Source organism: Azospirillum sp. Sh1, assembly GCF_008365135.1.
Lineage (GTDB): Bacteria > Pseudomonadota > Alphaproteobacteria > Azospirillales > Azospirillaceae > Azospirillum > Azospirillum oryzae.
The window spans coordinates 51,874-78,623 of sequence record NZ_VTTK01000017.1 but is presented as its reverse complement, the minus strand read 5'-3'; the positions used below and the strand labels follow the sequence as shown (position 1 = coordinate 78,623).

Here is a 26,750-nt window from a genome sequence, read left to right as displayed (position 1 = left end):
GCCCGACATGACCCGCCGGCCCGCCTTTCCTTCCCATGCCCTGCTGCTGGCCGTCGCGCTCTGCGCGGCGGCCGTGCCCGCCCGGGCGGCCGGGGGGCAGGCGGAGGGCATTCCCACCGACGTGCTGCGCGTCTGCGCGGATGCCAACCTGCTGCCCTTCTCCAACGACCGCGGCGAGGGGTTCGAGAACCGGATCGCCCGGCTGATCGCCGACGATCTGAAGGTGAAGCTGGCCTTCACATGGTGGCCGCAGACCATCGGCTTCGTCCGCAACACGTTGCGCACCCGCCAGTGCGATCTGGTGATGGGGACCGCGGTCGGCGAAGAGCTGATGCAGAACACCAACCCCTATTACCGGTCCACCTATGCGCTGGTCTACCGGAAGGATTCCGGGATCACCGCCAGGACCCTGTCCGATCCGTCCCTGCAAGGGGCGCGGATCGGCGTCGTCGCCCGCACGCCCCCATCGACCGTGATGCTGCGCCATGGGCTGACCAACCTGGAGCCCTACCAGCTCGACACCGACACGCGCGCCCACCACCCGGCCCAGCGGGCGGTGGAGGACGTCGCTGCGGCACGCACCGACGCGGCCATCGTCTGGGGTCCCATCGCCGGCTATTTCGCCGCCCGGCAACAGGTGCCGATGGCGGTCGTGCCGCTGATGGACGAGCCGGGAACCACGCCCTTCCAATACATGATCTCGATGGGCATCCGCCCGGACGAGCCGGATTGGCGACACTGGCTGAACGATTTCATCGTCCGCCGCCAGGGCGACATCGACCGCATCCTCGCCGAATACCATGTTCCGCTCGCCAACGCCGACGGTACCATCCGGACGGAGGTGGCGGAGCCGGAGGGCTATCGCATGGCCGACTACCGGGCCCCCACGCCGTCCGGGCTGCGCGGCGCCGAAACGGTGGGTCCGGCCGAGGTCGAGCGGCTGGCGAAGGACGGCGCCATCCTGGTCGACGTTCTGCCGACACCGCCGAAGCCCGAAGGCCTGACCTCCGAGAGCCATTGGGTGCCGCCGCCGCACCGCAGCCTGCCCGGCGCGCACTGGCTGCCGAATGTCGGCTATGGCGCGCCATCGGCGGAGCAGGAGGCCTATTTCCGCACGAATCTTGAAAGGCTGACCGCAGGGGACCGCAAGCGCCCGCTGGTGGTGTTCTGCCAGCCAGAGTGCTGGATGAGTTGGAATGCGGCCAAGCGCGCGGTTGCCCTGGGGTATGAGGCGGTCAAATGGTATCCGGCCGGCACCGAAGGCTGGAAGGCCGCGGGACACGAGTTGGTCACAATCGAACCCGAACCCAAGCCTGATTCCGGGCCGGCTTCCAAGGTGGCCAACTGAGCGATGGGCTCAGGACAGAAGCGCCGACAGCACCCGGGCGATCTGGCCGAGCCGCTGTTCGATCAGGGCCGGCTGCTCGCACACTGCGCCCTGGGCCCGCCGACGGTCGTCGAGGATTCGGCGGTCCCAGGCGATGGCATCCGTGATCTCCTTTGCCCGGGCCGGATCGCCCGACACGGCATCGAGATCGCGCAAGGCCGCCGCGATGCGCTCGCGCAAGGCCCGCTGGTGCTGGGCATAGCGCTCGATGGATGCGATGGCGGCGCTGCGCCGGCGGTCCAGCGTCTGGAAGGTGCCGGCGAAAGCCAGGGCAATCCGATGGTCCCGTTCCGGCGAAGCCCCCTGCTTCGCCGGACCGGCCAGCGCCTCGGCCTCCGGTTCCAGGGTGGCGGGGTCGACGCTGTCGTCGGATGCGCGCCGGACCAGGGTGGCGACCGCCGGATCCCGCTGCCATTCGTCCCCCAGCCCGTCGATCGACGGTCCATCCCAGACGGAGGCCGGCGACAGGGTCGGGACCAGGATCTGCTGACAGGGCCAATCGGGATTCTTCGGGTCCTGCGCCCAACCGGCGGCAGGCAACCCGACGATCACGGCCGTGGCCAGAACCGCGGCGAGAGCGGTTCCGAGGGTGGAGGAATATCGTTGCATGGCAAGAATGATGGCGTCGCCACCGTTCGGACGCAATCGGAACCGGTGCGCAAAAGGGGATGCCCGATGGATCATGTGGGGAGGTGGAACGGAGCCGCTATCATCGCACTGGTGACACTGGTTCTGGCGGCATTCGGGGTGGCGGCACCCGCATCGGCACGGACGCTGGTCCTGGACCTCGAACTGGAGGACAGCAGCGGCGAAGCGCCGTCAGCGGATCATGCGGAACGGCTGAAGCGGGTCAGCGCGGAGTTGCGCCATGCGCTGGACGCCAAGGGTTACGACGTGATCGACGATGCCGCCACGGCGCAGCTGGCGGCGAAGCTGGTGCCGCCGGGGACGGCGATCCGCTCATGCAACGGCTGCGAGCTGGACATCGCGCGTGCCGCCGGTGCCGATCTGGTCGTCCACGGCATCGTCCGCAAGGTCAGCAGCCTGATCCTGTGGATCGGCCTGGTCGTCGAGGATGTCGCCACCGGGCGCGTGGTGACGACGGCGCGCGGCGACATCCGCGGCGACAACGAGACCTCCTGGTCGCGCGGCGTCGGCTGGCTGGTCGACCATCGGCTGGCGGAGCATGCGCCGGCAAAACGCTGAGCGGGCATGGGCCGTCCACAGGACGGCCGCCGCAACAAACGACCGCCGGGCGGGCGGCGGGGAGGACCGAGAGATGCCGGACGAGTCCCAGAGCGGCTACAGCAGCATCATGAATGTCCTGCGGCCACCGCCGCCGCGCACCGCCGCGGTGATGCGCCGGTACGATCTGGTGCTGCGCGACTATGTCGGCGAGTTCCGCATCGGCGTATGGGATCACGAGAAGACCCGGACCCAGCGCGTGCGCGTCAGCCTGACCGTCACCGTCGAGGTGCCGAACCGGCCCTTCGTCGACGACCTCGACGCCGTCGTTTCCTATGAATACCTGATCCAGGGAGTCGAAGCCTTCACGCGGAGCCCCCACATCCAGCTTCTGGAGGTCCTGGCCGAAAAGCTGCTGGCGCTGTGCCTGTCGCCGCCTCAGGCGGTCTTCGCGCGGGTGCAGGTGGAAAAGCTGGAAATCGTCCCGCAGGCGGCCGGCGTCGGGGTGGTGCTCACCGGCGCACGGGACCCGGTGCAATGACCGGGACCTGGGTCGTCAAGCCGGCAGGCACGCGGCTGCGGGTCGAGCGGGAACGGGAGGCGGCATGGCCCGGCACATCCTGTTCCTGACCGGCTCCCTGGCGGAGGACCGGCTGCGGCAGGTGCTGCACTCGCTGGATCCCCTGCCTTTCGAGGCGACCGTCGTCAACCTCGGCGTCAAGGTCGCGGCACTCGCCACCACCGAGATCGTCCTGCGGCGGTTGGACTCTGCGCATGGCGCCGACCTGATCCTGCTGCCGGGCCGGTTTCGCGGCGATCTCGACATTCTCGCCGCCCATTTCGGCACGGCGGTCGAGCGCGGCCCCGACGAGCTTGAGGATCTGCCGCAATTCTTCCAGCGACAGGCCCGCCCCCTCGACCTCAGCCGCCACGACACCCGCATCTTCGCCGAGATCGTGGATGCGCCGTCGCGCGATACCGCCGCCATCCTCGCCAAGGCGGCGGAGCTTCGGCGCGACGGCGCCGATGTCATCGACCTCGGCTGCCTGCCCGACACCCCCTTCCCGCATCTGGAGGAGGCGGTCGGCGCCCTGCGGGATGCCGGCTTCGCCGTCAGCGTCGATTCCCTGAATGCGGATGAATTGCGCCGCGCCACGCGGGCCGGCGCCAATTATCTGCTCAGCCTGACCGAGGAGACCGTCCATCTCGTCGACGAGGGAGAGGCCGTGCCGGTGCTGATCCCGACGGCGCCGCAGGACCTCGACAGCCTGGGGAGAGCCATCGACGCCATGGGCAGCCGCGGCCGGCGTTTCCTGGTCGATCCGATCCTGGAGCCGATCCACCATGGCTTCACCGACTCCCTGCTGCGCTACCGCACGGTGCGGGAGCGCTGGCCCGACGCCGAGATCCTGATGGGCATCGGCAATGTGACCGAACTGACCGACGCCGACACGCCGGGCGTCACCGCCGTGCTGATGGGCGTGGTGTCCGAACTTCGCATCGGCAATGTCCTGGCGGTGCAGGTCAGCCCGCATTGCCGACGCGCCATCCGCGAGTTCGACGCGGCGCGGCGCCAGTTCTTCGCCGCCCGCGCGGCGCACAGCATGCCGCGCGGCTTCGGTGCCGGGCTGCTGTGCCTGCGCGACCGCCGGCCCTTCGTCCGCAGCGCCGAACAGATCGCCGAAACCGTGGCGCAGATCCGCGATCCCAATTACCGGGTGGAGGTCAGCGACGAGGGCATTCATCTCTACAACCGCAACGGCCACCATCGCGCCACCGATCCCTTCGACCTGTTCCCGAAGCTGGATCCCGGCATCGACGCCGGTCACGCCTTTTACCTTGGGGTTGAGATGGCGCGGGCGCAGATCGCGTGGCAGCTCGGCAAACGCTATGCCCAGGACAGCGAATTGCGCTGGGGGGCCGCGACCGACGAGCCAGAGGATGATCCCACCGGCTTCCACGCCGCCGGCCCGACCAAGCGAAGCAGCTGAGCCATGCCCCTGATCCGCGAGACCATCGTCACCACCAGCGGCGCCGACGGGCAGCCCCATGTCGCACCGATGGGGGTGACGGTGGAGCCGGACGGCGACGGGGAGCGCTTCATCCTGGCCCCCTTCCGGCCGTCGCGGACACTGGACAACCTGTTCGTTCGACGCTGCGCGGTGGTGAACCACACCGACGACGTGCGGATCTTCGCCGGCTGCATCAGCGGACGCCGCCGCGACTGGCCGACCGTTCCGGCGGAGCGGATCGACGCGCCCCGTCTGGCCGACTGCCTGTCGCACGAGGAGATCACCGTCGTGGAGGTGGAGGACGATCCGGTTCGCCCGCGCTTCCACTGCCGCACCATCCATGCCGCGGCGCATGCCCGCTTCCGCGGCTTCAACCGGGCGCAGGCGGCGGTGATCGAGGCGGCGATCCTGGTCAGCCGGCTGTACATGCTGCCCATGGACAAGATCGTGCGGGAGGCCGACTATCTGTCCATCGCCATCGGCAAGACCGCCGGCCCGCATGAGCTGGAGGCCTGGGATTGGCTGATGGCCCGCATCGCCGCTCACCGCGCGGGGGAGGACACATGACCGGATGGCTGGCCAGCGTCGCGGACGCGGCGGAAATCTCCCTGGTCCTGCCGGCGGGACCCGACATCCTGGACCTGAAGGATCCCGGCGCCGGAGCGCTCGGCGCCTGGGATCCGGAGGACATTGCCCACGTGGTGCGGGACATGGCGACCATGCCGGGGCGGCCACGGCTGAGCGCCACCATCGGCGACCAGCCGATGCGGCCCGACGCCGTGGTGCCGGCGGCGCGCCGGATCGCCGCCACCGGGGTGGATTTCGTGAAGATCGGCTTCGCCCCGGACGGCGCGCCCGACCGCTGCATCGACGCGCTGGCTCCCTTGGCAAGGGACGGGGCCAAGCTGATCGCCGTGCTCTTCGCCGACCTGTGGCCCAGCGATCCCTGCTGCCTGCCGATCGACAGGCTCGCCGCCGCCGGCTTTCGCGGGGCTATGCTTGACACCGCCGGCAAGCGCCACGGCCTGCGTCACCATTGGCAGGATGACCAGTTGGGCTCCTTCGTGTGCTGCGCACGGGCGCACCGGCTGCTGACCGGGCTGGCCGGGTCGCTGCGGGTCGCAGACATCCCGGCCCTGATGGCCCTGTCGCCCGACTATCTCGGCTTCCGCGGCGCACTGTGCGGCGGGGAGCGGACCGCCGGCATCGACCCGCAGGCGGCCTCAAAGGTCGCCGCCTGCGTGGCCGGATTGCCGACGGCTACTCCGCCGCCTCGGCAACCTGAGCCCGTTCGATCTTGATCGCGCAGTATTTGAACTCCGGGATCTTGCCGAACGGGTCGAGTTGCGGGTTGGTCAGCACATTCGCCGCGGCTTCCGCATAGGCGAAGGGGATGAAGACCAGCCCCACCGGCATGCGGTCGTCGATGCGCGCCTTCAGCCTGATCGTGCCTCGCCGGCTCGACACCAGCATGTAGTCGCCGCTCCTCATCCCGGCGCGGGTGAGGTCGTGCGGAGAGACATAGGCGACCGCCTCCGGCTCCACCGCGTCCAGCACGCTCGACCGCCGGGTCATCGACCCGGTGTGCCAATGCTCCAGCTGACGGCCGGTGGTGAGCACCAGCGGGTAGTCGAGATCCGGCGTCTCCGCAGGGTTGATCGGCCGTGCCGGCACGAAGCGACCGCGGCCCGTCTTCGTCGGAAAGCCGTTGCCGAAGACGATGTCGTGGCCGGGCTCGTCCGGACCGTCGACCGGATAGGTGACGGAGCCCTCGCGCTCCACCCGCTCCCAGGTGATGTTGGCGAGCGACGGCATGGCGCCGACCATCTCCGCGAACACCTCCGACACGTGGGTGTAGTTCCAATTCAGGCCGAGACCGCGCGCCATGTCCTGGATGATCCACAGATCCTGGCGCGCCTCTCCCGGCATCGGCACCGCCGCGCGGCCCATCTGGACCTGACGGTTGGTGTTGATGACGGTGCCGTCCTTCTCCGGCCAGGCCGAGGCCGGAAGCACCACGTCGGCGTATTTCGCCGTCTCGGTCAGGAAGATGTCCTGCACCACCAGATGGTCCAGCATGGCCAGCGCCTCGCGGGCGTGGGTCACGTCCGGATCGGACATCGCCGGGTTCTCGCCCTCGATATAGAGGCCCCTGATCCGGCCGTCATGGACGGCATCCATGATCTCGACCACCGTCAGCCCGCGCTTGCCGTCCAGCTTGGTCCCCCAGTAGTTCTCGTAGAAGGACTGGACCTCCGGATCCTCGACCGACTTGTAGTCGGGATAGAACATGGGAATCAGGCCGGCGTCGGACGCGCCCTGGACGTTGTTCTGGCCGCGCAGCGGGTGCAGGCCGGTGCCGGGGCGGCCGATCTGGCCGGTGACCAGCGACAGCGCGATCAGGCAGCGGCTGTTGTCGGTGCCGTGGATGTGCTGCGACACGCCCATGCCCCAGAAGATGATCGACGCCTTGGACCGGGCGAACAGACGCGCCACCGTGCGCAGGGTCGCGGCGGGGATGCCGCAGACCTTTTCCATCTCCTCCGGCGGGTAGTCCTTGACCGTCTCGGCCAGCGCCTCGAAATCCTCGGTGTTGGCCTGGACATACTGGCGGTCGTACAGCCCCTCCGCGATGATGGTGTGGAGGATGGCGTTCAGCATCGCCACGTCGCGGCCCGGCGTGAACTGCAGCATGTGCGTGGCATGACGCGCCATGGCGAGCCCGCGCGGATCCATGACGATCAGCTTCGCCCCGCGCTCCGCCGCGTTCTTGAAGAAGGTCGCGGCGACGGGATGGTTCTCCGTCGGGTTGGCGCCGATGATGACGATGACCTCGGCATCCTCCGCCGCCATGAAGGGGGCCGACACCGCCCCCGACCCGACACCCTCGATCAGCGCCGCCACCGACGAGGCGTGGCAAAGCCGGGTGCAGTGGTCGACGTTGTTGGTGCCGAAGCCGGTGCGGACCAGCTTCTGGAACAGGTAGGCTTCCTCGTTCGACCCCTTGGCCGACCCGAAGCCGGCCAGCGCATTGCCGCCGCGCTCGTCACGGATCTTGCGCAAGCCCCCTGCCGCCACCGCCAGCGCCTCGTCCCAGGTCGCTTCGCGGAAGTGGGTGAAGGGGTTCATCGGGTCGATGTCGACGTCGTGCTTGGACACGCCCTCCTTGCGGATCAGCGGGACGGTCAGGCGGTCGCCGTGATGGGCGTAATCGAAACCGAAGCGGCCCTTGACGCAGAGACGGTTCTGGTTCGACGGTCCGTCGCGGCCGTCGACCGCGACGATCTTGTTGTCCTTGATCTTGTAGGTCAGCTGGCAGCCGACGCCGCAATAGGGGCAGACCGAGTCAACCTCGCGGTCGGGTGCGTTGGTGTAGACGCCCTTCTCGTCCACCAGGGTGGCCGGCATCAGGGCGCCGGTCGGGCAGGCCTGCACGCACTCGCCGCAGGCGACGCAGGTGGACTGGCCCATCGGGTCGTCGAAGTCGAAGACGATCTTTTCCAAATGCCCGCGCGCCGCCATGCCGATGACGTCGTTGACCTGGACCTCGCGGCAGGCGCGGACGCACAGGTTACAGTGGATGCAGGCGTCGAGCTGGACCGCCATCGCCGGATGCGACATGTCGTCGGTCTTGGTCGGCCGGTCCACGGTGGGGAAGCGGCTGCCGGCGATCTCGACCTTGTCGGTCCATTTCCAGAAGGTGGAGTTGGGATCGTGCGCGGTCTCCCGCTCCGGCTGGTCGGCCAGCAGCAGTTCGAAGACCAGCTTGCGCGAGGCCTTGGCCCGCTCCGACGCGGTGCGCACCGTCATGCCGGACTTGGGCTTGCGGATGCAGGAGGCGGCGAGCACGCGCTCCCCCTCGATCTCCACCATGCAGGCGCGGCAGTTGCCGTCCGGGCGGTAGCCCGGCTCCGGGCGGTGGCAGAGATGCGGGATCTCGGTGCCCACACGGGTGGCGACCTGCCAGATCGTCTCGCCGTTGCGTGCCTCGACCTCGGTACCGTCCAGGGTGAAAGTGATGCCGTTGGACATGTCGGTCTCCTTACCCCTGTGACCCGGTTGCGCCCTGGGCAGTGCCCTGGCGCGACACGAAGTCCTCACGGAAATGCTTCATCACCAGCTTGATCGGGTTCATCGCCGCCTGCCCCAGGCCGCAGATCGACGCATCGCCCATCACGGTGGCGAGCGCCGTCAGCAACTCCTCGTCCCATTCCGGCTCGCTGATCAGGCGAACGGCCTTCTCGGTGCCGACCCGGCAGGGGGTGCATTGGCCGCAGCTCTCATCCTCGAAGAATTTCAGCAGGTTGAGCGCCACGTCGCGCATGTTGTCCTTGTCGGACAGCACGACGACGGCGGCCGAGCCGATGAAGGAGCCGTGCGGCTCCAGCGTGCCGAAATCGAGCGGGATGTTGGCCATCGACGCCGGCAGGATGCCGCCGGATGGGCCGCCGGGCAGATAACCCTTCAGCGTGTGGCCGTCGGCCATGCCGCCGCAATACCGGTCGATCAGTTCCTCCAGCGTGATGCCGGCGGGGGCCAGCTTGACGCCCGGCTCCTTCACCCGGCCGGAGACCGAGAAGGTCCGCAGTCCCTTGCGCCCGTTCATGCCGTGGCTGGCGAACCAGGACCCGCCCTTCTCCAGGATCTCGCGGACCCAGAACACCGTCTCGATGTTGTTGATCAGGGTCGGGCGGCCGAACAGGCCGACCACCGACGGGAAGGGCGGCTTGTGCCGCGGCAGGCCGCGCTTGCCCTCGATGCTTTCCAGCATCGCCGATTCCTCGCCGCAGATGTAGGCGCCGGCGCCGCGCCGCAGATGGATGCGGGTATGGCGGGCCAGGCCGGCGGCCTCGACCTTCGGGATCTCGCGCAGCAGGATTTCCCGGCAATGCGGATATTCGTCGCGCAGATAGATGTAGACGTCCGTCGCCTCGACCGTCCAGGCGCCGATCAGCATCCCTTCCAGGAACCGGTGCGGGTCGCGCTCCAGATGGAAGCGGTCCTTGAAGGTGCCGGGTTCGCCCTCGTCGCCGTTGATCGCCATCATGCGCGGCCCCGGCTCCGCCCGGACGTAGCGCCATTTCAGGCCGGTGGGGAAGCCGGCGCCGCCCAGGCCGCGGATGCTGGAATCCTCCAGCATCTTCAGCACGGCATCGACATCACGCGCGCCGTCCAGGCATTCGGCCAGCATCTTGTAGCCGCCGCCGCGGATATACTCGTCGAAGCCGAGATAGTTGGGGATGTCCGGATGGACATGGCCATGGGCGACGGCGTCGAGCACGCTGTCGACCGTCGCGTTCTCGTGCGGGGCATGGCCGATCGCCACGACGGGCGCGTTGTTGCAGCCGCCCATGCAAGGGGCGCGCACGACGCGGACCTCGCTCTCGTCGACACCGGCCTTCAGCGCATCGTGGAGCTGTTCGGCCCCGGCGAGCGCGCAACTCAGCGAGTCGCAAACGCGGATCGTGAGCTTCGGCGGTGTCGGCTCGCCATCCATCACGATGTCGAAATGGGCGTAGAAGGACGCGACCTCGAACACCTCGACCAGCGCCAGCCGCATCTCCTTCGCCAAGGCGGCGAGGTGACGGGCATGCAGGCAGCCGTAATGGTCCTGCAGCAGATGGAGATGTTCGATCAACAGGTCGGCCTGACGGGAGCGGTCGCCGAGAAGCGCCCGCACCTCCTCCAGGCTGACGGGATCGACCTGACGTCCCTTCTGCTGGTCGCGCGTCTTGCGGCGGCCGGAGCCGGGATGGATGCTGCGGGCAGGAACGCCGCCGGGCGGCGTCGCGCTGATGATCGGTGGGAATGCGGTCACGGCGGTCTGGCCTCTGCTGGATGGTCCGCGCTTCTGGTTGTCGCGATCCCAAGTTCCTGGTGTCTCGTATACCAGATGCCACGATAACGCATCTGCTGCTGAATGTCAGCATTCTAAATCATGTTCGGCAGCGACCGGATGGGAATGTCGGATGGGGTGCCGGGAAGATTGCGGCGGACGGCCTCCAGCGCGTCCGGAAGGTCGATGATATGGTGGATCAACCGGTCGGCGGGAAGATCGGCCGGGTTGCCGCGGGCATAGCCATAGGAAACGAGGATCGAGGCGACCCCGGCGGCGCGGGCGGCGGCCACATCGTTCGGGCCGTCTCCCACCATCGCCGCGCCGGCGGTCGGGGCGTCCAGCGCAGCCAGCACCGCCAACAGAGGTTCCGGGGCCGGTTTGCGCTGGGGCAGGCTGTCGCCGCCGACGATGGCGCCGAAGACGGGCAAAAGCCCAAGCTCGTTCAGCAAGCTGCAGGCGATGGCGTGGGGCTTGTTGGTGCACAGGCCGATGGCGTGGCCGGCGTCGGCCAGCCGCGCCAGCGTCTGCGGCACGCCGGGATAGACGCTGCCGGGGTCGGCGGGAAGTGCGGCGTAGAGGTCGAGGAACCGTGCCAGGGCCGGACCAACCTCCTCCACCGGCAGCGCCCGGCCGGTGGCGGCGAAGCCGCGCTCCACCAGCGGCCGGGGACCGTCGCCGATGAAGCTGCGCAGCATCTCACCGCTCACCGCCGGCCGGCCCCGTTCGGCAAGCAGGCGGTTGAGGGCGTGGCCGAGATGCGGGGCGCTGTCGATCAGCGTCCCATCGAGGTCGAAGATCACCGGTGCCGGCTTGCCCAATGTACCCTCCGTCAGCCGGATGCCATCAACGCCGGGGATCGCCGCTCCATCGCGGCGAACTCCAGTGCCGCAGCACGTGCGGCCATCCGTTCCAGCGGCAGGGGCACGATCCGCTCCGCCTGCCCGGCGGTCCCGAAGGCCTCGAACCGCTCGCGGCAGAGGGCGCGGGCGGCCTTCGTCGCTTCGGCCAGGAACTTGCGCGGATCGAACTCCTCCGGCCGCGTCATCATCGCGCGGCGCAGGCTGCCGCTCATGGCGAGGCGGATGTCGGTATCGATGTTGACCTTGCGCACGCCGTTGCGGATGCCTTCGCGGATTTCCTCGACCGGGACGCCGTAGGTTTCGCGGATGCTGCCGCCATGGGCGCGGATGATCTCCAGCCACTCCTGCGGCACGCTGGAGGATCCGTGCATCACCAGATGGGTGTCGGGGATGCGGTCGTGGATGGCGCGGATGCGGTCGATGGCCAGCACCTCGCCGTCCGGCCGGCGGTTGAACTTGTAGGCGCCGTGGCTGGTGCCGATGGCGATGGCGAGCGCGTCCACCCCCGTCCGCACCACGAAATCCGCAGCCTGCTCCGGATCGGTCAGCAGTTGGTCGCGCGACAGCGTGCCGACGGCGCCGGAACCGTCCTCCTCCCCCGCCCGGCCGGTCTCCAGCGAGCCGAGACAGCCCAGTTCGCCCTCGACCGAGACGCCGACGGCATGCGCCTGCTCCACCACCTGCCGGGTGACGCGGATGTTGTAGTCGTAGCCGGCCGGCGTCTTCATGTCGTCCAGCAGCGAACCATCCATCATCACGCTGGTGAAGCCGGAGCGGATGGCCTGCTGGCAAACGGCGGGGCTGGCGCCATGGTCCTGGTGCAGGCAGACGGGGATGTGCGGCCACATCTCCACCGCCGCCTGCACCATATGGCGCAGGAACGGCTCGCCGGCATATTTCCGCGCGCCGGCGGACGCCTGCAGGATCACCGGGCTGGCGCACTCGTCCGCCGCCTGCATGATCGCCTGGATCTGTTCCATGTTGTTGATGTTGAAGGCCGGCACGCCATAGCCATGCTCGGCCGCATGGTCGAGGAGCTGTCGGAGGGAGATCAGAGCCATCGCGGGAGGTCTCCGGTTCAGAATTGGGGGGAGCGGAGGCGTTGGGCGCGGTCGGCGACCGCCTCCGCAGTGATGCCGAAATGGCGGTAGAGATCGCCGGCAGGGGCGGATTCGCCGTAGCGGTCGAGGCCGACGACGTCGCCGTCCAGCCCGACGAAGGCCCGCCACAGCCCGGTCGCCCCCGCCTCCACGGCCAGCCGGGGAACGCCGTCGGGCAGCACGCCACGGCGCCACGCCCGATCCTGCCGCTCGAAAACCTCGCAGCAGGGCATGGAGACGACGCGGGCGACAAGGCCCCGGCCGGCGAGCAGACGACGCGCTTCCATCGCGATGGGCACCTCCGATCCGGTGGCGATCAGCACCACATCGGGCTTTCCGTCGTCGGCCAGAATATAGCCGCCACGGGCTGCATCACCGGCCCGGCCCGTGCCGGATTGGCCTGCTCCTTGGGCCGGCAGGGTCTGTCGCGACAGCAGCAGGGCGGTCGGGCCGTCCGCCCGCTCGACCGCGGCCCTCCAGGCGACGGCGGTCTCCAAAGCGTCGCAGGGGCGCCAAACGTCGAGGTTCGGCATCAGGCGGAGACTGGCGGCCTGCTCCACCGGCTGGTGGGTCGGGCCGTCCTCGCCCAGGCCGATGCCGTCATGGGTGAAGACGTAGACAACGCGCAGCCCCATCAGCGCCGACAGGCGCAGGCCGTTGCGGGCATAGTCGGAGAAGACCAGGAAGGTGCCGCCGAAGGGAATGACGCCGCCATGCAGCGCCATGCCGTTCATCACCGCGGCCATGCCGAACTCCCGCACGCCGTAATGCAGATGGCGACCGCCACTTCCCGGCCAGTCGGTGAGATTGGAACCGGTCAGATCCGCCGACCCGCCCAGCAGTTCGGGCAGCAGGCCCGCCAGCGCCTGGATGGCCTGCTGGGACGCCTTGCGCGTCGCCATCGGCTCCGCCCGCTCCGCAACCACGGCGATCCAGGCATCGGCCGTCTCGGCGAAGCGTTCCGGCAGTTCGCCGCGCATGCGCCGCAGGAACTCGGCCGCCGCCTGCGGGTGGGCGTCGGCATAGGCGTCGAAGCGCGCCTGCCAATCGGCCTGCGCCGCCGCACCGCGCCGCCGGGCGTCCCAGCCGGCACGCACCTCGTCCGGCAGTTCGAAGGGCGGAGAGGTCCATCCGAGCGCCGCCCTCGTCACGGCGATCTCCCCGGCACCCAGCGGTGCGCCATGCACCTCCGCCGAGCCGGCGCGGTTTGGCGAGCCGCGGCCAATCACCGTCCGGCAGCAGATCAGCGTCGGCTTGCCGCAAGGGGTCAGCGCCTCGTCGATGGCGGCGTCCAGCGTGTAGGCATCGTGGCCGTCCACCTCGCGGATCACGCGCCAGCCATAGGCCTCGAACCGCCGCGGCGTGTCGTCGGCGAACCAGCCAGTGACGGGGCCGTCGATGGAGATGCCATTGTCGTCATAGAAGACCACCAGCTTTTCCAGCCCCAGCGTACCGGCCAGCGAGCAGGCTTCGTGGCTGATCCCCTCCATCAGACAGCCATCGCCGACGAAGCAGAAGGTCCGGTGATCGATGATCCGGTGCCCCGGCCGGTTGAACTCCGCCCCCAGCAGCCGTTCTGTCAACGCCATGCCGACGGCGTTGGCGAGACCCTGCCCCAGCGGCCCGGTGGTCGTCTCCACCCCCGGCGTCACGCCATATTCCGGATGGCCCGGCGTGCGCGAGCCGAGCTGCCGGAACCGCTGCAGTTCCTCCATCGGCAGATCGTAGCCGGTCAGGTGAAGCAGCGCGTAGAGCAGCATGGAGCCGTGCCCGTTCGACAACGCGAAGCGGTCGCGGTCGGACCAGTGCGGGTCGGCCGGATTGTGGCGCATATGACGGCGCCACAGCGCCTCGGCGATGTCGGCCATGCCCATCGGCATGCCCGGATGGCCGGAGTTCGCGGCCTCCACCGCATCGATGGCGAGAATGCGCAACGCATTCGCCAGCAGGCGGCGGCCGGAGCCGCGATCCGGACTGTCGCTTGAACTATCGGCCGGCGGCCTGGCAAGCCGGTCCTGTTCGCGGACCTCTTGGGCCGCGGTCATCGACGCAGTCATGGCTGGTGTCCTCCCCGGTATTGGCCTTCGGGCGCTCCTCAGAACGCCTTCTTCTTGCGGTCGGCGAGTTGCCAGATCATCGGCGTGAAGATCAGCTGCATCGCCAGCGCCATCTTGTCGCCCGGACAGACGATGGTGTTGGGCCGGGTCATGAAGCTGTCCTTCAGCATCGACAGCAGATAGGGGAAGTCGATGCCCTTCGGCCGAGTGAAGCGGATGACCAGCATGCTCTCGTCCGACGTCGGGATGTCGCGGGCGATGAAGGGATTGCTGGTGTCCACCGTCGGCACACGCTGGAAATTCACGTCGGTGCAGCTGAACTGCGGGCAGATGTATTTCACGTAGTCGGGCATGCGCCGCAGGATGGTGTCGACGATGGCCTCCTCCGAATAGCCGCGCATGTTGCGGTCACGGTGGATCTTCTGGATCCATTCGAGGTTGACGATCGGAACCACACCGATCTTCAGGTCGGCATGCCGGGCGAGGTCGACGCGGTCGGTGCGCACGCAGCCGTGCAGCCCTTCGTAGAACAACAGGTCGGTGCCCGGTTCGATCTCCTCCCATGGCGTGAAGGTGCCGGGCTCCTGGCCATAGGGTTCGGCCTCCTTCTCGTCATGCAGGTATTTGCGGGTCCGGCCGCCGCCGGTCTCGCCATAGCTGCGGAACAGGTCGTCCAATTCCTCGAACAGGTTGGCGTCGGGTCCGAAATGGCTGAAGGTGGAATGGGGCTCCTCCTGCGCCTCGGCGACCTTGGCGCGCATCTCACGCCGGTCGTAGCGGTGGAAGCTGTCGCCCTCGACGAGGGCGGCGGAAACGCCCTCCCGGCGGAAGATCTGCTGGAAGGTGCGGGTGACGGTGGTGGTCCCGGCGCCGGAGGAGCCGGTGACGACGATGATCGGATGACGGACCGACATGGTATGTTCCTCCCTCAGCCGAGCGCCGCGGATTCAGACGCCAGGAAAAGCGACCGGCTGCCGAACAGCGGTGCATGGAAGGACAGTTCCTCCCCCCGGTCGTAGGCGGCGTGGTAGGCGACCAGCCTTTCCACCTCGGCCTTCGAGCCCAGGATCACCGGCACGCGCTGGTGCAGGGCCATCGGCTTGATGTCGAGGATGCGCTGCCGCCCGGTGCTGGCCGCCCCGCCAGCCTGTTCCACCAGCATGGCGATGGGGTTCGCCTCGTAGAGAAGGCGCAGCCGTCCCGGCTTGTGGGTGGGGCGGGCGTCGCGGGGATAGAGGAAGACGCCGCCACGGATCAGGATGCGGTAGACCTCCGCCACCAAGGACGCGATCCAGCGCATGTTGAAATCCGCCTCGCGCGGGCCGGAGCTGCCCTTGATGCATTCCTCGACATACTGGCGAACCGGCGGCTCCCAGAATCGGGCGTTGGAGCTGTTGATGGCGAATTCGCAGACATTGTCGGGAATGCGCATGTCGGGATGGGTCAGGGTATAGGCGCCGATCTCGCGGTCCAGCGTGAAGCCGTGCACGCCCTCGCCGAAAGTGGCGATGATCATGTCGGCCGGGCCGTAGAGGGCGAAGCCCGCCGCCACCTGCTGGGTGCCGGGCTGCAGGAAATGCTCCACCTCCGGCTCCTCCACGCCGTCGGGCGCCTTGAGGATGGAGAAGATGGTGCCGACCGTCAGGTTGACGTCCACATTCGACGAGCCGTCCAGCGGATCGAAGGCCAGCAGATAGCGGCCGCGCGGATATTCGCGGGGGATGCGGTAGGGCTCCTCCATCTCCTCCGACGCCATGCCGCAGAGCTTGCCGCCATACTCGCAGGTCCGCAGCATGATCTCGTTGGCGATCAGGTCCAGCGGCTTCTGCGTCTCGCCGTGGACGTTGACACCGGGTTCGGGAGCCGGGGCAGTCGGCTGGCCGGCGGACGGCGCCAGCGATCCACGGGCGGCGGCGCTGGCGATGAACTTGCACGCGGTCTGCACGTCGTTGAGCAGCGCGGTCAGGTCGGTATCGGCCCCGCCGCGGCGGCGCTGGTCCTCGATGATGAATTTGCTGAAGGTCGTGTGGCGGTGCGGCATCGGTTCCCCCTCTCTCGTGTTTTGTGCGGCCGGCTTTCTGCCGGCCTATTGTGTGAAGACGCGGCTTTGGCGGATGTCCTCCTCCGCGATGGTCAGCAGGTCGGCGGCGCCGATGACGGTGCCGCGCGCCTCGAACAGGCGGTTGGCCTGACGCAGCCGGGCACGGTCCAGCGCATTGCGGATCGAGCGGGCGTTGGCGAAGCGCGGCTGGGCCATGCGGCGGACGATGTAGTCGCCCATCGCCCGCTCGGCCTCCGGCGCCAGGCGATACTGCATGCCCTCCGTCATCAGCCGGGCGATCTCCAGAAGTTCGCTCGCCTCGTAATCGGGGAAGTCGACATGATGGGCGATGCGCGACGCCATGCCGGGATTGGAGCGGAAGAAGACCTCCATGCGGTCGCGGTAGCCGGCCAGGATCACGACCAGATCGTCGCGGTTGTCCTCCATCACCTGGAGCAGGATCTCGATGGCCTCCTGGCCGTAATCGCGCTCGTTCTCCGGCCGGTAGAGGTAATAGGCCTCGTCGATGAACAGCACGCCGCCCATCGCGCGCTTCAACACCTCCTTCGTCTTGGGTGCGGTGTGACCGATATACTGGCCGACCAGATCGTCGCGGGTGACGCTGACCACATGGTCGCGGCGGATATAGCCCAGCCCATGAAGAAGCCCGGCCATGCGCCGCGCCACCGTGGTCTTGCCGGTGCCGGGATTGCCGGTGAAACACATGTGCAGCGACGGCGGCTCCGCTCTCAGGCCGATGCTGCGGCGGGCCCGTTCCACCAGCAGCAGGGCGGCGATCTCGCGGATGCGGGTCTTCACCGGCATCAGCCCGACCAGTTCCCGGTCCATCCCCGCCAGCATCTCGCCGATGCCGGAGGCACGGTAAAGCGCGTCGAGATCGACGGAAGGCGCGTCGGATGGCTGGGCATCGGTTTCGGGGTCGAGAAGGTCGGCCGCGTCGCTCATGCCGCCCTCCATTCCGGTTCGGCCTTCAATGCGGCGCGCATGCGCCCCACCACGCCGCGATAGCCGCCGTCGGCGTCCATGGCCCCGAAGATTGCCGAGCCGGCAACGAAGATGTCGGCCCCGGCATCGGCGACGGCGCGGATGTTGTCGGGCTTGATGCCGCCATCCACCTCCAGCCGGATGTCGCGGCCGGTGCGCTCGCGGTGGCGGTCGATGCGGCGGCGGACCTCCGCGATCTTCCCGAACGCGGACGGGATGAAGGACTGGCCGCCGAAGCCGGGATTGACCGACATGACGACGATCAGGTCCAACCGGTCCATCACATGGTCGAGATGGGCCAGAGGTGTGGCCGGGTTCAGCGCCAGCCCGGCGCGGCAGCCCTGCTCGCGGATCAGCGCCAGGGTGCGGTCGGGGTGGTCGGACGCCTCGGGGTGGAAGCTGATGATGTCGGCGCCCGCCTTCGCAAACAGCGGAACCAGCGCATCGACCGGGCGCACCATCAGGTGAACATCGATGATCGCACTGGTGCGCGGACGGATGGCGGCGCAGACCAGCGGGCCGATGGTCAGGTTTGGCACATAATGGTTGTCCATCACGTCGACATGGACGACCTCGCAGCCGGCCTCCACCACCCGCTCCACCTCTTCGCCCAGGCGGGCGAAGTCGGCGGACAGGATCGAGGGGGCGAGGAGATGGCCGGGCCGGATCTCACATTCCCCTCGTTCACGCTCCATGACGGGTCTCCCCGCCATAGCGCTCGCCGGGCGGACGGGCGGTGGCGTAGCTGCGCACCGTGTAGCCGATGCGCCGCCCCGGCCCTTCGGCACGCAGCAGTTCGAAGCCGGGCTCCGCCGCCGGACGGTTGACGAGGTAGGACATGCGCACCGTTTCGAAACCGTGCGAGCTGTCGAAGGCGAGCACCTTCACATACAGGTCGGGGTGGGTGGTGCGGCAGGCGTCGATCTCCATCATCACGCCCTTGGCATCGCGCAGGTCGAACATGGGGTTGCCCCACATCGTCCAATAGCTGTTGCGCGGGTGCGGGTCGTCGGTGAACTCCACCGCCACGGCCCAGCCCTGGTCGAGGGCGTATTGCACCTGTTTCGTGATCTCCTCGTCCGTCAGGTCCGGCAGGAAGGAGAATTGGCCCTGAGAAAGACGCATGGGGGTAAGACGCATGGGACTCGCTCCTTCACATCGCCGCAGTGGGGGTGGGGACGTAATCGACGCTGTCGGTGGAGGCGTAGTCGAAGGTGACGTCCTTCCAGGTGTCGAGCGCGGCGCGCAGCGGAGCGCACCAGCGGGCGGCGTCGCGCAGGATCTCCGGCCCCTCGTTCCAGATGTCGCGCCCCTCGTTGCGGGCCTTGACCATGGTTTCCAGCGCCACGCGATTGGCGGTGGCCCCAGCCTGGATGCCGTCGGGGTGGCCGATGGTGCCGCCGCCGAACTGCAGGATCACGTCTTCGCCCAGATAGGTCAGCAGTTGGTGCATCTGCCCGGCATGGATGCCGCCGGACGCCACCGGCATCATCCGCTTCAGTCCGGCCCAGGGCTGGTCGAAGAAGATGCCGTGCTGCAGGTTCTGCGGAACGTGGGTCTCGCGGCAGGTGTCGTAGATGCCGCGGATGACGTTGGGGTCGCCTTCCAGCTTGCCGACGACGGTGCCGGCATGGATGTGGTCGACGCCGGCCATGCGCATCCACTTGGCGATCACGCGGAAGGACACGCCGTGGCTCTTCTGCCGGGTATAGGTGGAATGGCCGGCGCGGTGCAGGTGCAGGATCATGTCGTTGCGCCGCGCCCACTTCGCCATCGACTGGATGGCGGTGTAGCCGATCACCAGATCGATCATGATGATGACGCTGCCCAGCTCCTTGGCGAACTCGGCGCGCTCGTACATGTCCTCCATGGTGGCGGCGGTGACGTTCAGATAGGTGCCCTTGACCTCTCCGGTTTCGGCGGTGGCGCGGTTCACCCCCTCCATGCAGTAGAGGAAACGGTCGCGCCAATGCATGAAGGGCTGCGAGTTGATGTTCTCGTCGTCCTTGGTGAAGTCGAGCCCGCCCTTCAGCGCCTCGTACACCACACGCCCGTAGTTGCGGCCGGACAGGCCCAGCTTCGGCTTCATGGTGGCGCCCAGCAGCGGCCGGCCGAAATTGTTCAGCCGTTCGCGCTCCACCACGATGCCGGTCGCCGGCCCCTGGAAGGTCTTCAGATAGGCGACCGGGATCCGCATGTCCTCCAGCCGCAGCCCCTTCAAAGGCTTGAAACCGAAGACGTTGCCGATGATCGACGCGGTGAGGTTGGCGATCGACCCTTCCTCGAACAGGTCGAGTTCATAGGCGATGTAGGCGAAATACTGGCCGGGCGTGCCGGGCACCGGATCGACGCGGAAAGCCTTGGCGCGATAGCGCTCGCAGTCGGTCAGGCGGTCGGTCCACACCACGGTCCAGGTGGCGGTGGAGCTTTCGCCGGCGACCGCCGCCGCCGCTTCCTCCGGATCGACGCCGTCCTGCGGCGTGATGCGGAAGACGGCGAGCACGTCTGTATCCTTCGGTTCGTAATCCGGTTCCCAGTAGCCCATCTGCCGGTATTTCAGCACGCCGGGCCGATAGCGGGCCTTCGGGTCGCTCACCACCCCGTTGCTGGCTTCCTGGCTGCTGGGGAGCGTCGTCGATACGTAATTCATCGTCTTCACCTCGCCGGTGGCGTTCGGTTCGTTCCGATGAAAATGTTAGACGCACGTACTATTGAGGAAAATTCAAATACACAGCACAGTATGGCTAGGGATTCCTGATGAATGGGCCGGCAAATGACCATCCAGCACGCCACCCTGCGCCAGCTTCAGATCTTCACCGCCGCCGCCCGCAACCTGTCCTTCGCCCGGGTGGCGGAGCTGTTCGGCCTGACCCCCGGCGCGGTCTCCTTCCAGATCAAGCAGGTGGAGGGCCATTGCGGCTTCCCGCTGTTCGAGCGGATGGGGCGCGGCGTCGTCCTGACGGAGGCCGGGCGCGACCTTCTGGACCATGCGACGCTGATCCTCCAGGCGCTGGACAATGCCGATCGGCGGATGCAGGCGCTGAAGGGAGTGACCGGCGGCAACGTCACCATCGGACTGGTCAGCACCGCCAAATACATCGCCCCGCACATGGTCTCCCGTTTCCAGGCGGAGCGGCCGGGCGTGTCGATCCATCTCCAGGACGGCAACCGGCGGGAGGTAAACGCGATGGTCGCCAAGGGCGAGGTCGACCTAGCCATCATGGGCCGCCCGCTGGACGGGGAGGAGTTGCTGGCCGAGCCCTTCGCCCGTCACCCCAGCATCATCATCTGTGCACCGACCCATCCGCTGGCCGATGTCCCCGCCCTGCGCCTGTCTGATCTGGCCGACAGCGGCTTCATCGCGCGGGAGGAAGGCGCCGGCACGCGGGCGCTGACCGACGCCTACTTCAGTGGCCGCGGCTTCACCCCCCACATCGTCATGACCTCCAGCAGCAACGAGACGATCAAGCAGGCGGTCATGGCCGGCATCGGCGTCGCCTTGCTGTCCCGCCACACCGTGGACCTGGAGTTGGCGCTGGGTATGCTGCGGGAATTGAAGGTGGAAGGGCTGCCCTTGATGCGGTCCTGGTACATCGCACACCGCCGCAGCCTGCCGCTGCTGCCGGTGCATGCGCAGTTGCGCAGCTATCTGCTGGAACGCGGGCAGGCGATCATCGACAGCATCCAAGCCAGCCATCGGGCACTTGCGCCCGGCATCTGAATTTGGACGTCAGGCCTGAACGATCCGCACGCCGGTGGCGGTCAGCCGCTCCGCCCGCGTGGAGTCGAGATCACGGTCGCAGCACAGGACGTCGAAGCCGTCGAGCTTGGCGAAGAAGGCCGGCTTGACCTGATCGAACTTGCTGCTGTCGATCACCAGCGCCTTGGTCACGGCATTGGCGATGGCGGTCTGCTTGATCTCGACCTCGTGGAAGTTGGAACAGCTGATCCCCAGCGACTCGTGCACGCCGCCGGCCGATATGAAAGCGGTGTTGATGCCGATGCCGCGCAGCATCTCCAGCGACTCAGGACTGGAAAAGGACGCCGAGGAGGCGTGATAGAGCCCGCCCAGCATGACCACGCGCACGCCCGGCTTCTTGCAGACGATCTCCGCGATGTTCATGGCGTAGCAGACCACGGTGATCTGGCTGTCGGCCGGGATGCGGCTGGCCAGATGGGTTGTGGTGGTCCCGCAGTCGATGAACACCGTCTCACCCGGCTTCAGCAGGCTCGCCGCCGCCTCGCAGGCCGCCCGCTTCATCTCGATGTGGGCGTCCCGCTCGCGGTCGAGGATGTAGCCCATGCCGCCGACGCTCTCCAGGCCTCCGGCGATGTAGCCGCCGAGATAGGCGAACCGCCCGCCGCACGACGCGATGTCGCGCCGCACCGTCATTTCGGAAACGCCCAGCAACTGGGCCGCATCCTTCAGCCGGAGATAGCCGCCGGCATCCAGCGCGGACTGCAACCGGTTCAGACGCTCGGCCCTTCTCATCGACATGTCCGCATCCCGCACCGTTTCCGCCCATCCTGCGCACGGCCGCACCATACAATCCAGACGGGTTAATCCCAATGGCGCAAACCAATAAGCGGGATCGCCGTGGCCCGGATCACAAAGGCATGCATTGATCTTGACACAGAGCGCGACTGCATGAAACTATCCTTTCAGAAAATGTTAGGATGTTAACATCGCGGCGATCTTCGAAGCGGTGTCGGCATTCCGGCGACAAGGACGAGAGGCCCCAAGCGACAAGGGGCTCCCCGGGAGGACCAAGATGCCCATGCCCAGCGTTCCGACCGAGCCGGCCGGTCTGGCTCCGTTCATCGACCACACCATTTTGCGCCCGGACGCGCAGCCGGCAGATGTCGAGCGGCTTTGCGACGAGGCGCGCGCGCACGCCTTCAAGGCGGTCTGCGTAAACCCCGTCTTCATTCCGCTGGTGAGCGAACGGCTTGCCGGATCGCCGGTGGCGCCCTGCGCCGTGATCTGCTTCCCGTTCGGCGCCGACCCCACGGCGATCAAGGCGGAGGAGGCGGAATGGGTGGTCCGCCACGGCGCCCGCGAGGTCGATATGGTGATCCCCATCGGCCTGCTGAAAGCCGGACGGACGGCCGAGGTTCGCGACGACATCGCCGCAGTCAAGCGGGCCTGCGGCGACGCGCTGCTGAAAGTCATCATCGAGACCTGCCTCCTCACCGACGGGGAGAAGGTTCTGGCCTGCCGCCTGTCGCAGGAGGCCGGGGCCGATTTCGTCAAGACCTCCACCGGCTTCGCCGGCGGCGGCGCCACCGTCGAGGATGTGGCGCTGATGCGCCGGACCGTCGGCGACGGCATGGGCGTCAAGGCGTCTGGCGGTGTGCGGACAACCGAGGATGCCCGACGCATGATCGCGGCCGGTGCCTCGCGCATCGGCGCCAGCGCCAGCGTGACCATCGTCGGCGGCTGACCCCGCAGGCGGCGCGCACGCCGTACAGCGTGCCGGTCGGGCGGGAGTTCCGTCCGCCGCATCCGGCACGGCATCACAAAAAACGGAACGCGGACGGGGTGGCAAACACCCCGGCGCCGACGGTGGGTTGCGGGTTCCCGTCTCCGCCGTGCTGCGCGAATCGCCTCTCATGGGAGTCACGCCAACATGAAGAAGTTGCTGTCTTCGCTCATCGTCGCCGCATCGCTGGTCGCCGGACCGGCAATGGCCGCCGATCCGGTCCCGACCCCGGATGCCGTCAAGACTCTGAAGTCCGACGCCACCAAGAAGAAATACACCATCGCCACCGTGGTGAAGGTCGACGGCATCGCCTGGTTCGACCGCATGCGCGACGGCGTGAAGCAGTTCGCCGCCGACACCGGGCACGACACCTGGATGGTCGGGCCGAGCCAGGCCGACGCCGCGGCGCAGGTCCAGTTGGTGGAGAACCTGATCGCCCAGGGTGTCGACGCCATCGCCATCGTCCCCTTCTCCGTCGAGGCGGTGGAGCCGGTGCTGAAGAAGGCGCGCGACCGCGGCATCGTGGTGATCGCCCACGAGGCGTCGAACATCCAGAACGCCGACTATGTGCTGGAGGCTTTCGACAACTTCGCCTATGGCGCCAAGCTAATGGAAGTGCTGGGCAAGGCGATGGGCGGCGAGGGCAAATATGTCTGCACCGTCGGCAGCCTGACGTCGAAGTCGCAGAACGAGTGGATCGACGGCGCCATCGCCTATCAGAAGGAACATTTCCCGAAGATGCAGATGGCGACCAACCGTCTGGAGACCTATGACGACGCCAACACCGACTACAACAAGCTGAAGGAAGTCCTGACCACCTATCCGGACCTGAAGGGCATCATCGGCGGTCCGATGCCGACCTCGGCCGGCGCCGGCCGTCTGGTGGCGGAGCGCGGGCTTAAGAACAAGCTGTTCTTCTCCGGCACCGGTCTGGTGTCGGTGGCCGGCCAGTATCTGGCCCAGGGCGACATCCAGTACATCCAGTTCTGGGATCCGGCGGTCGCCGGCTATGCCATGAACATGCTGGCGGTGATGGCGCTGGACGGCAAGAAGGACCAGATCAAGGCCGGCCTGAACCTTGGCCTGCCGGGCTACACCAACCTGACCACGCCGCAGGGGGCCAAGGCCAACCTGCTGTACGGCCAGGGCTGGGTCGGTGTCACCAAGGAGAACATGGGTTCCTACGACTTCTGACGACCTGGGGGCTGGCGCCGCCGGCCGGGAACGGCCGCCGGCGCCAGCGTCTTCATCCTTTCCTCGAACCGCCGGGCGGAAGACATGTCGGACGGTTTCATCGAACTCCGGAACATCCGGAAGGTGTTTTCCGGCGTCGTGGCGCTGGACGCCATGTCGCTGGTCATCAGGCCCGGCGAGATCCATTGCCTGGCCGGAGAGAACGGATCGGGCAAGTCCACCGTCATCAAGATCATGTCCGGCGTCTATCAGCCGGACGGTGGCGAGTTCCTGATCGACGGCAAGCCGGTGGCGGCCATGACGCCGATCGAGGCCATCGCCCGCGGCGTCCAGGTCATCTACCAGGACTTCTCCCTGTTCGGGAACCTGACCGTCGCCGAGAATCTGGCGATGAACGTCCATCTGGGCGAAAAGCGGCGCCTGATGAACTGGCGGCGCACCCGTGCCATCGCCCGCGAGGCGGTCGACCGGCTGGGCGTCGAGCTGGACCTGGATGCGGAGGTCGCGTCGCTGCCGACCGCCGGCAAGCAGCTGGTCGCCATCGCCCGCGCGCTGATGTCCGACGCCCGCCTGATCATCATGGACGAGCCGACCACCGCCCTGACCCGCAAGGAGGTCGAGACGCTGTTCCGCATCGTCCGCGACATCCAGGCGCGCGGCATCGCCATCCTGTTCGTCAGCCACAAGATGCGCGAGATGCTGGAGATCAGCGAGCGCATCACCGTCATCCGCAACGGCCGCAAGGTGGCGGAGGGACCGACCGGCGACTTCGACGAGGCGCTGATCACCCGCCACATGACCGGCGGCGACATCCTCAACGAACCCTATGTCTGGACCCCGCCGCCCGGCGCGCCGGTTCCACCGAGGCTGGAGATCCGCGGCCTGAACGTGCCCGGCAAATGCGAGGGGCTGGATCTGGCCATCCGGCCGGGCGAGATCGTCGGGTTGTCGGGCCTGCTGGGGTCCGGCCGCACCGATCTGGCGCTGGCGCTGTTCGGCATGGTCCCGCGTTATGAGGGGGAAATCCTGATCGACGGCGCGCCGGTGCGGCTGCGCACGACCCAGGAGGCCATCGCCGCCGGCATCGCCTATGTGCCGGAGGACCGGCTGACCGAAGGGCTGTTCCTTCCGCAGAGCATCAAGCGCAACATGCTCGCCACCTCCTATGAACGCCTGGCGCCGCGGCTGGTGATCGACCGCGACCGCGCGGAGGAGATGACGCAGGGCATGGTCCGTGCCATGCAGATCGCCACCCCGACCGCCGAGAAGCCGGTGATGCAGCTGTCGGGCGGCAACCAGCAGCGCGTGGTCCTGGCCCGCTGGCTGCTGACCGACGCCCGGGTGCTGATCCTGAACGGCCCGACCGTCGGCGTCGATGTCGGGTCGAAGGCGGAAATCCACGCCAAGATCCGGGAACTGGCGCAGCATCACGGCCTCGCCGTCCTGATGATCTCCGACGACGTGCTGGAACTGGTGCAGAACTGCAACCGCATCGTGCTGATGCACCGCGGGCGCTTCATCGACGATCTGCCCGCCGCCGACGTCACCGAAGAGACGGTCAGCGACCGGCTCAAGACCTTTACCTGAGGGGAGGAACCGATGGCCCTGCTCCGCCGGTCGGAAACGGTCATCGCGGGCATCCTGCTGCTCGCCATGGTCCTCATCGGCACGATCAACCCTGCCTTCTGGCAGCTCGACAACCTGTTCAGCCTGATGCGCAGCAACGTCATCATCGGCATCATGGCGATGGGCGTGCTGCTGGTGCTGATTTCCGGCGGCATCGACGTGTCGTTCCCGGCCTTCGCCGTCGCCGCCATGTATCTGACGATCAAGGGCATGCTGGCGCTGGGATACAACGGCGTCGTCCTGCCTCTGCTGGCGGCCACCATCATGGGGCTGCTGTTCGGCGCGGTGAACGGCTTCTTCGTCTATAAATTCCGCATGATCCCGCTGATCGTGACGCTGGGCACCAGCGCCATGGTGCGCGGCTTCCTGCTGGGCGTCGTCGGCACCAGCATGATCAACATCAACAAGATGCCGACGGCCCTGATCGATTTCGCCCGCACCGACGTGGTCAGCGTCACCAAGGCCGACGGCACCACCTATGGCCTGACGGCGATGGTGCTGATCTATCTGGGGCTGGCGGTCGCCATGCATCTGGTGCTGCGCTACACCATGATCGGCCGCAGCGCCTACGCGCTGGGCGGCGATCCGGAAGCGGCGCGGCGCGCCGGCTTCGACCTGCGCAAGACCATCTTCTTCATCTACTGCGTCGCCGGCGCCCTTGCCGGCTTCGCCGGCCTCCTGCACAGCGGCATGATCTGGCTGGCCAACCCGCGCGACTTCGTCGGGCTGGAACTGGACGTGATCGCCGCGGTGGTGCTGGGCGGGGCGTCGATCTTCGGCGGCCGGGGCAGCGTTCTCGGCACCATGCTCGGCGTCTTCATGCTGGTGATGGTCAAGAACAGCCTGATCATCATGAGAGTGGACACCACCTGGCAGCTCGTCGTCGTGGGTCTGATCGTCATCGTCGCGACCGCCCTGTCGGCTTGGCGCGACCGTCGCCGGACGGCGTGAGGAGGCGGGA

Annotated in this window: 24 protein-coding genes; 11 read left to right on the top strand and 13 right to left on the bottom strand. The window is 67.8% G+C overall.

Going from position 1 to position 26,750, the window contains the following annotated elements; all coding sequences use genetic code 11:
- The first annotated feature begins 7 nt into the window (after positions 1-7).
- A complete protein-coding gene (locus FZ029_RS18155; RefSeq protein ID WP_149270687.1) occupies positions 8-1,348 on the top strand; it encodes a quinoprotein dehydrogenase-associated putative ABC transporter substrate-binding protein in 1,341 nt (446 codons plus the stop codon).
- 9 nt (positions 1,349-1,357) lie between these two features.
- Here FZ029_RS18155 and FZ029_RS18150 read toward each other — a convergent pair whose 3' ends face one another.
- Positions 1,358-1,996: a hypothetical protein gene (locus FZ029_RS18150; RefSeq protein ID WP_247892370.1), complete on the bottom strand. Its 639-nt coding sequence runs from the start codon at positions 1,994-1,996 to the stop codon at positions 1,358-1,360.
- A 111-nt stretch (positions 1,997-2,107) separates the two neighbouring features.
- Between FZ029_RS18150 and FZ029_RS18145 the strand changes: the two genes are divergently transcribed.
- The 5 genes from FZ029_RS18145 to FZ029_RS18125 all read left to right on the top strand — a co-directional run bounded on the left by FZ029_RS18145 (position 2,108) and on the right by FZ029_RS18125 (position 5,885).
- Positions 2,108-2,593 carry a DUF3280 domain-containing protein gene (locus FZ029_RS18145; RefSeq protein WP_247892369.1) on the top strand — a complete coding sequence of 162 codons (486 nt, stop codon included), beginning with the start codon at positions 2,108-2,110 and terminating at the stop codon, positions 2,591-2,593.
- A gap of 73 nt (positions 2,594-2,666) precedes the next feature.
- Positions 2,667-3,113, top strand: coding sequence for a dihydroneopterin aldolase (locus tag FZ029_RS18140; RefSeq protein ID WP_109075781.1), 447 nt, complete (start codon positions 2,667-2,669; stop codon positions 3,111-3,113).
- Between the two features lie 64 nt (positions 3,114-3,177).
- Positions 3,178-4,563 carry a DUF6513 domain-containing protein gene (locus tag FZ029_RS18135; protein ID WP_149270683.1) on the top strand — a complete coding sequence of 462 codons (1,386 nt, stop codon included), beginning with the start codon at positions 3,178-3,180 and terminating at the stop codon, positions 4,561-4,563.
- Positions 4,564-4,566: 3 nt separating this feature from the next.
- Positions 4,567-5,151: a DUF447 domain-containing protein gene (locus FZ029_RS18130; protein ID WP_188051973.1), complete on the top strand. Its 585-nt coding sequence runs from the start codon at positions 4,567-4,569 to the stop codon at positions 5,149-5,151.
- Complete coding sequence (locus FZ029_RS18125) at positions 5,148-5,885, top strand: (5-formylfuran-3-yl)methyl phosphate synthase (protein WP_149270681.1); 738 nt, start codon at positions 5,148-5,150, stop codon at positions 5,883-5,885. The genes FZ029_RS18130 and FZ029_RS18125 overlap by 4 nt, the downstream gene beginning before the upstream one ends.
- Here the strand turns inward: FZ029_RS18125 and fdhF are convergent.
- The 11 genes from fdhF to FZ029_RS18070 form a co-directional block, all read right to left on the bottom strand.
- On the bottom strand, positions 5,845-8,616 hold the full coding sequence (gene fdhF / locus FZ029_RS18120; RefSeq protein ID WP_149270679.1) for a formate dehydrogenase subunit alpha: 2,772 nt from the start codon (positions 8,614-8,616) through the stop codon (positions 5,845-5,847). The genes FZ029_RS18125 and fdhF overlap by 41 nt on opposite strands.
- A gap of 10 nt (positions 8,617-8,626) precedes the next feature.
- Positions 8,627-10,402 carry an NAD(P)H-dependent oxidoreductase subunit E gene (locus FZ029_RS18115; protein WP_247892368.1) on the bottom strand — a complete coding sequence of 592 codons (1,776 nt, stop codon included), beginning with the start codon at positions 10,400-10,402 and terminating at the stop codon, positions 8,627-8,629.
- A 113-nt stretch (positions 10,403-10,515) separates the two neighbouring features.
- Positions 10,516-11,241, bottom strand: coding sequence for a phosphoglycolate phosphatase (gene gph, locus FZ029_RS18110; protein ID WP_149270677.1), 726 nt, complete (start codon positions 11,239-11,241; stop codon positions 10,516-10,518).
- Positions 11,242-11,252: 11 nt separating this feature from the next.
- Entirely contained in the window at positions 11,253-12,344 is a 1,092-nt protein-coding gene (gene fba, locus FZ029_RS18105) for a class II fructose-bisphosphate aldolase (protein WP_149270675.1), read from the bottom strand.
- 17 nt (positions 12,345-12,361) lie between these two features.
- Positions 12,362-14,440 (bottom strand): transketolase, encoded by a 2,079-nt coding sequence (tkt, locus tag FZ029_RS18100; protein ID WP_211104164.1) that lies wholly within the window; start codon positions 14,438-14,440, stop codon positions 12,362-12,364.
- 38 nt (positions 14,441-14,478) lie between these two features.
- Positions 14,479-15,354 (bottom strand): phosphoribulokinase, encoded by an 876-nt coding sequence (locus FZ029_RS18095; protein WP_149270673.1) that lies wholly within the window; start codon positions 15,352-15,354, stop codon positions 14,479-14,481.
- Between the two features lie 14 nt (positions 15,355-15,368).
- Positions 15,369-16,481 (bottom strand): class 1 fructose-bisphosphatase, encoded by a 1,113-nt coding sequence (locus tag FZ029_RS18090; protein ID WP_149270671.1) that lies wholly within the window; start codon positions 16,479-16,481, stop codon positions 15,369-15,371.
- A 45-nt stretch (positions 16,482-16,526) separates the two neighbouring features.
- Positions 16,527-17,447, bottom strand: a complete 921-nt coding sequence (cbbX, locus tag FZ029_RS18085) for a CbbX protein (protein WP_149270669.1) — start codon at positions 17,445-17,447, stop codon at positions 16,527-16,529.
- Complete coding sequence (gene rpe / locus FZ029_RS18080; protein ID WP_247892377.1) at positions 17,444-18,154, bottom strand: ribulose-phosphate 3-epimerase; 711 nt, start codon at positions 18,152-18,154, stop codon at positions 17,444-17,446. The genes cbbX and rpe overlap by 4 nt, the downstream gene beginning before the upstream one ends.
- Before the next feature lie 16 nt (positions 18,155-18,170).
- Positions 18,171-18,626, bottom strand: coding sequence for a ribulose bisphosphate carboxylase small subunit (locus FZ029_RS18075; RefSeq protein ID WP_247892367.1), 456 nt, complete (start codon positions 18,624-18,626; stop codon positions 18,171-18,173).
- Positions 18,627-18,639: 13 nt separating this feature from the next.
- On the bottom strand, positions 18,640-20,136 hold the full coding sequence (locus FZ029_RS18070; protein WP_282184178.1) for a form I ribulose bisphosphate carboxylase large subunit: 1,497 nt from the start codon (positions 20,134-20,136) through the stop codon (positions 18,640-18,642).
- Between the two features lie 123 nt (positions 20,137-20,259).
- Here FZ029_RS18070 and FZ029_RS18065 point away from each other — a divergent pair, with 123 nt between their 5' ends.
- On the top strand, positions 20,260-21,207 hold the full coding sequence (locus FZ029_RS18065) for a LysR family transcriptional regulator (protein ID WP_247892366.1): 948 nt from the start codon (positions 20,260-20,262) through the stop codon (positions 21,205-21,207).
- A 9-nt stretch (positions 21,208-21,216) separates the two neighbouring features.
- Here the strand turns inward: FZ029_RS18065 and FZ029_RS18060 are convergent, their stop codons facing one another.
- A complete protein-coding gene (locus tag FZ029_RS18060) occupies positions 21,217-21,984 on the bottom strand; it encodes a DeoR/GlpR family DNA-binding transcription regulator (RefSeq protein WP_149270663.1) in 768 nt (255 codons plus the stop codon).
- A 274-nt stretch (positions 21,985-22,258) separates the two neighbouring features.
- Between FZ029_RS18060 and deoC the strand changes: the two genes are divergently transcribed.
- The 4 genes from deoC to FZ029_RS18040 all read left to right on the top strand — a co-directional run bounded on the left by deoC (position 22,259) and on the right by FZ029_RS18040 (position 26,740).
- Complete coding sequence (deoC, locus tag FZ029_RS18055; protein ID WP_149270661.1) at positions 22,259-22,930, top strand: deoxyribose-phosphate aldolase; 672 nt, start codon at positions 22,259-22,261, stop codon at positions 22,928-22,930.
- A 186-nt stretch (positions 22,931-23,116) separates the two neighbouring features.
- Positions 23,117-24,163, top strand: a complete 1,047-nt coding sequence (locus tag FZ029_RS18050) for an autoinducer 2 ABC transporter substrate-binding protein (RefSeq protein WP_149270659.1) — start codon at positions 23,117-23,119, stop codon at positions 24,161-24,163.
- 84 nt (positions 24,164-24,247) lie between these two features.
- Positions 24,248-25,750: a sugar ABC transporter ATP-binding protein gene (locus FZ029_RS18045; protein ID WP_149270657.1), complete on the top strand. Its 1,503-nt coding sequence runs from the start codon at positions 24,248-24,250 to the stop codon at positions 25,748-25,750.
- Positions 25,751-25,762: 12 nt separating this feature from the next.
- Positions 25,763-26,740, top strand: a complete 978-nt coding sequence (locus tag FZ029_RS18040; protein WP_149270655.1) for an ABC transporter permease — start codon at positions 25,763-25,765, stop codon at positions 26,738-26,740.
- The last annotated feature ends 10 nt before the right edge of the window (positions 26,741-26,750 follow it).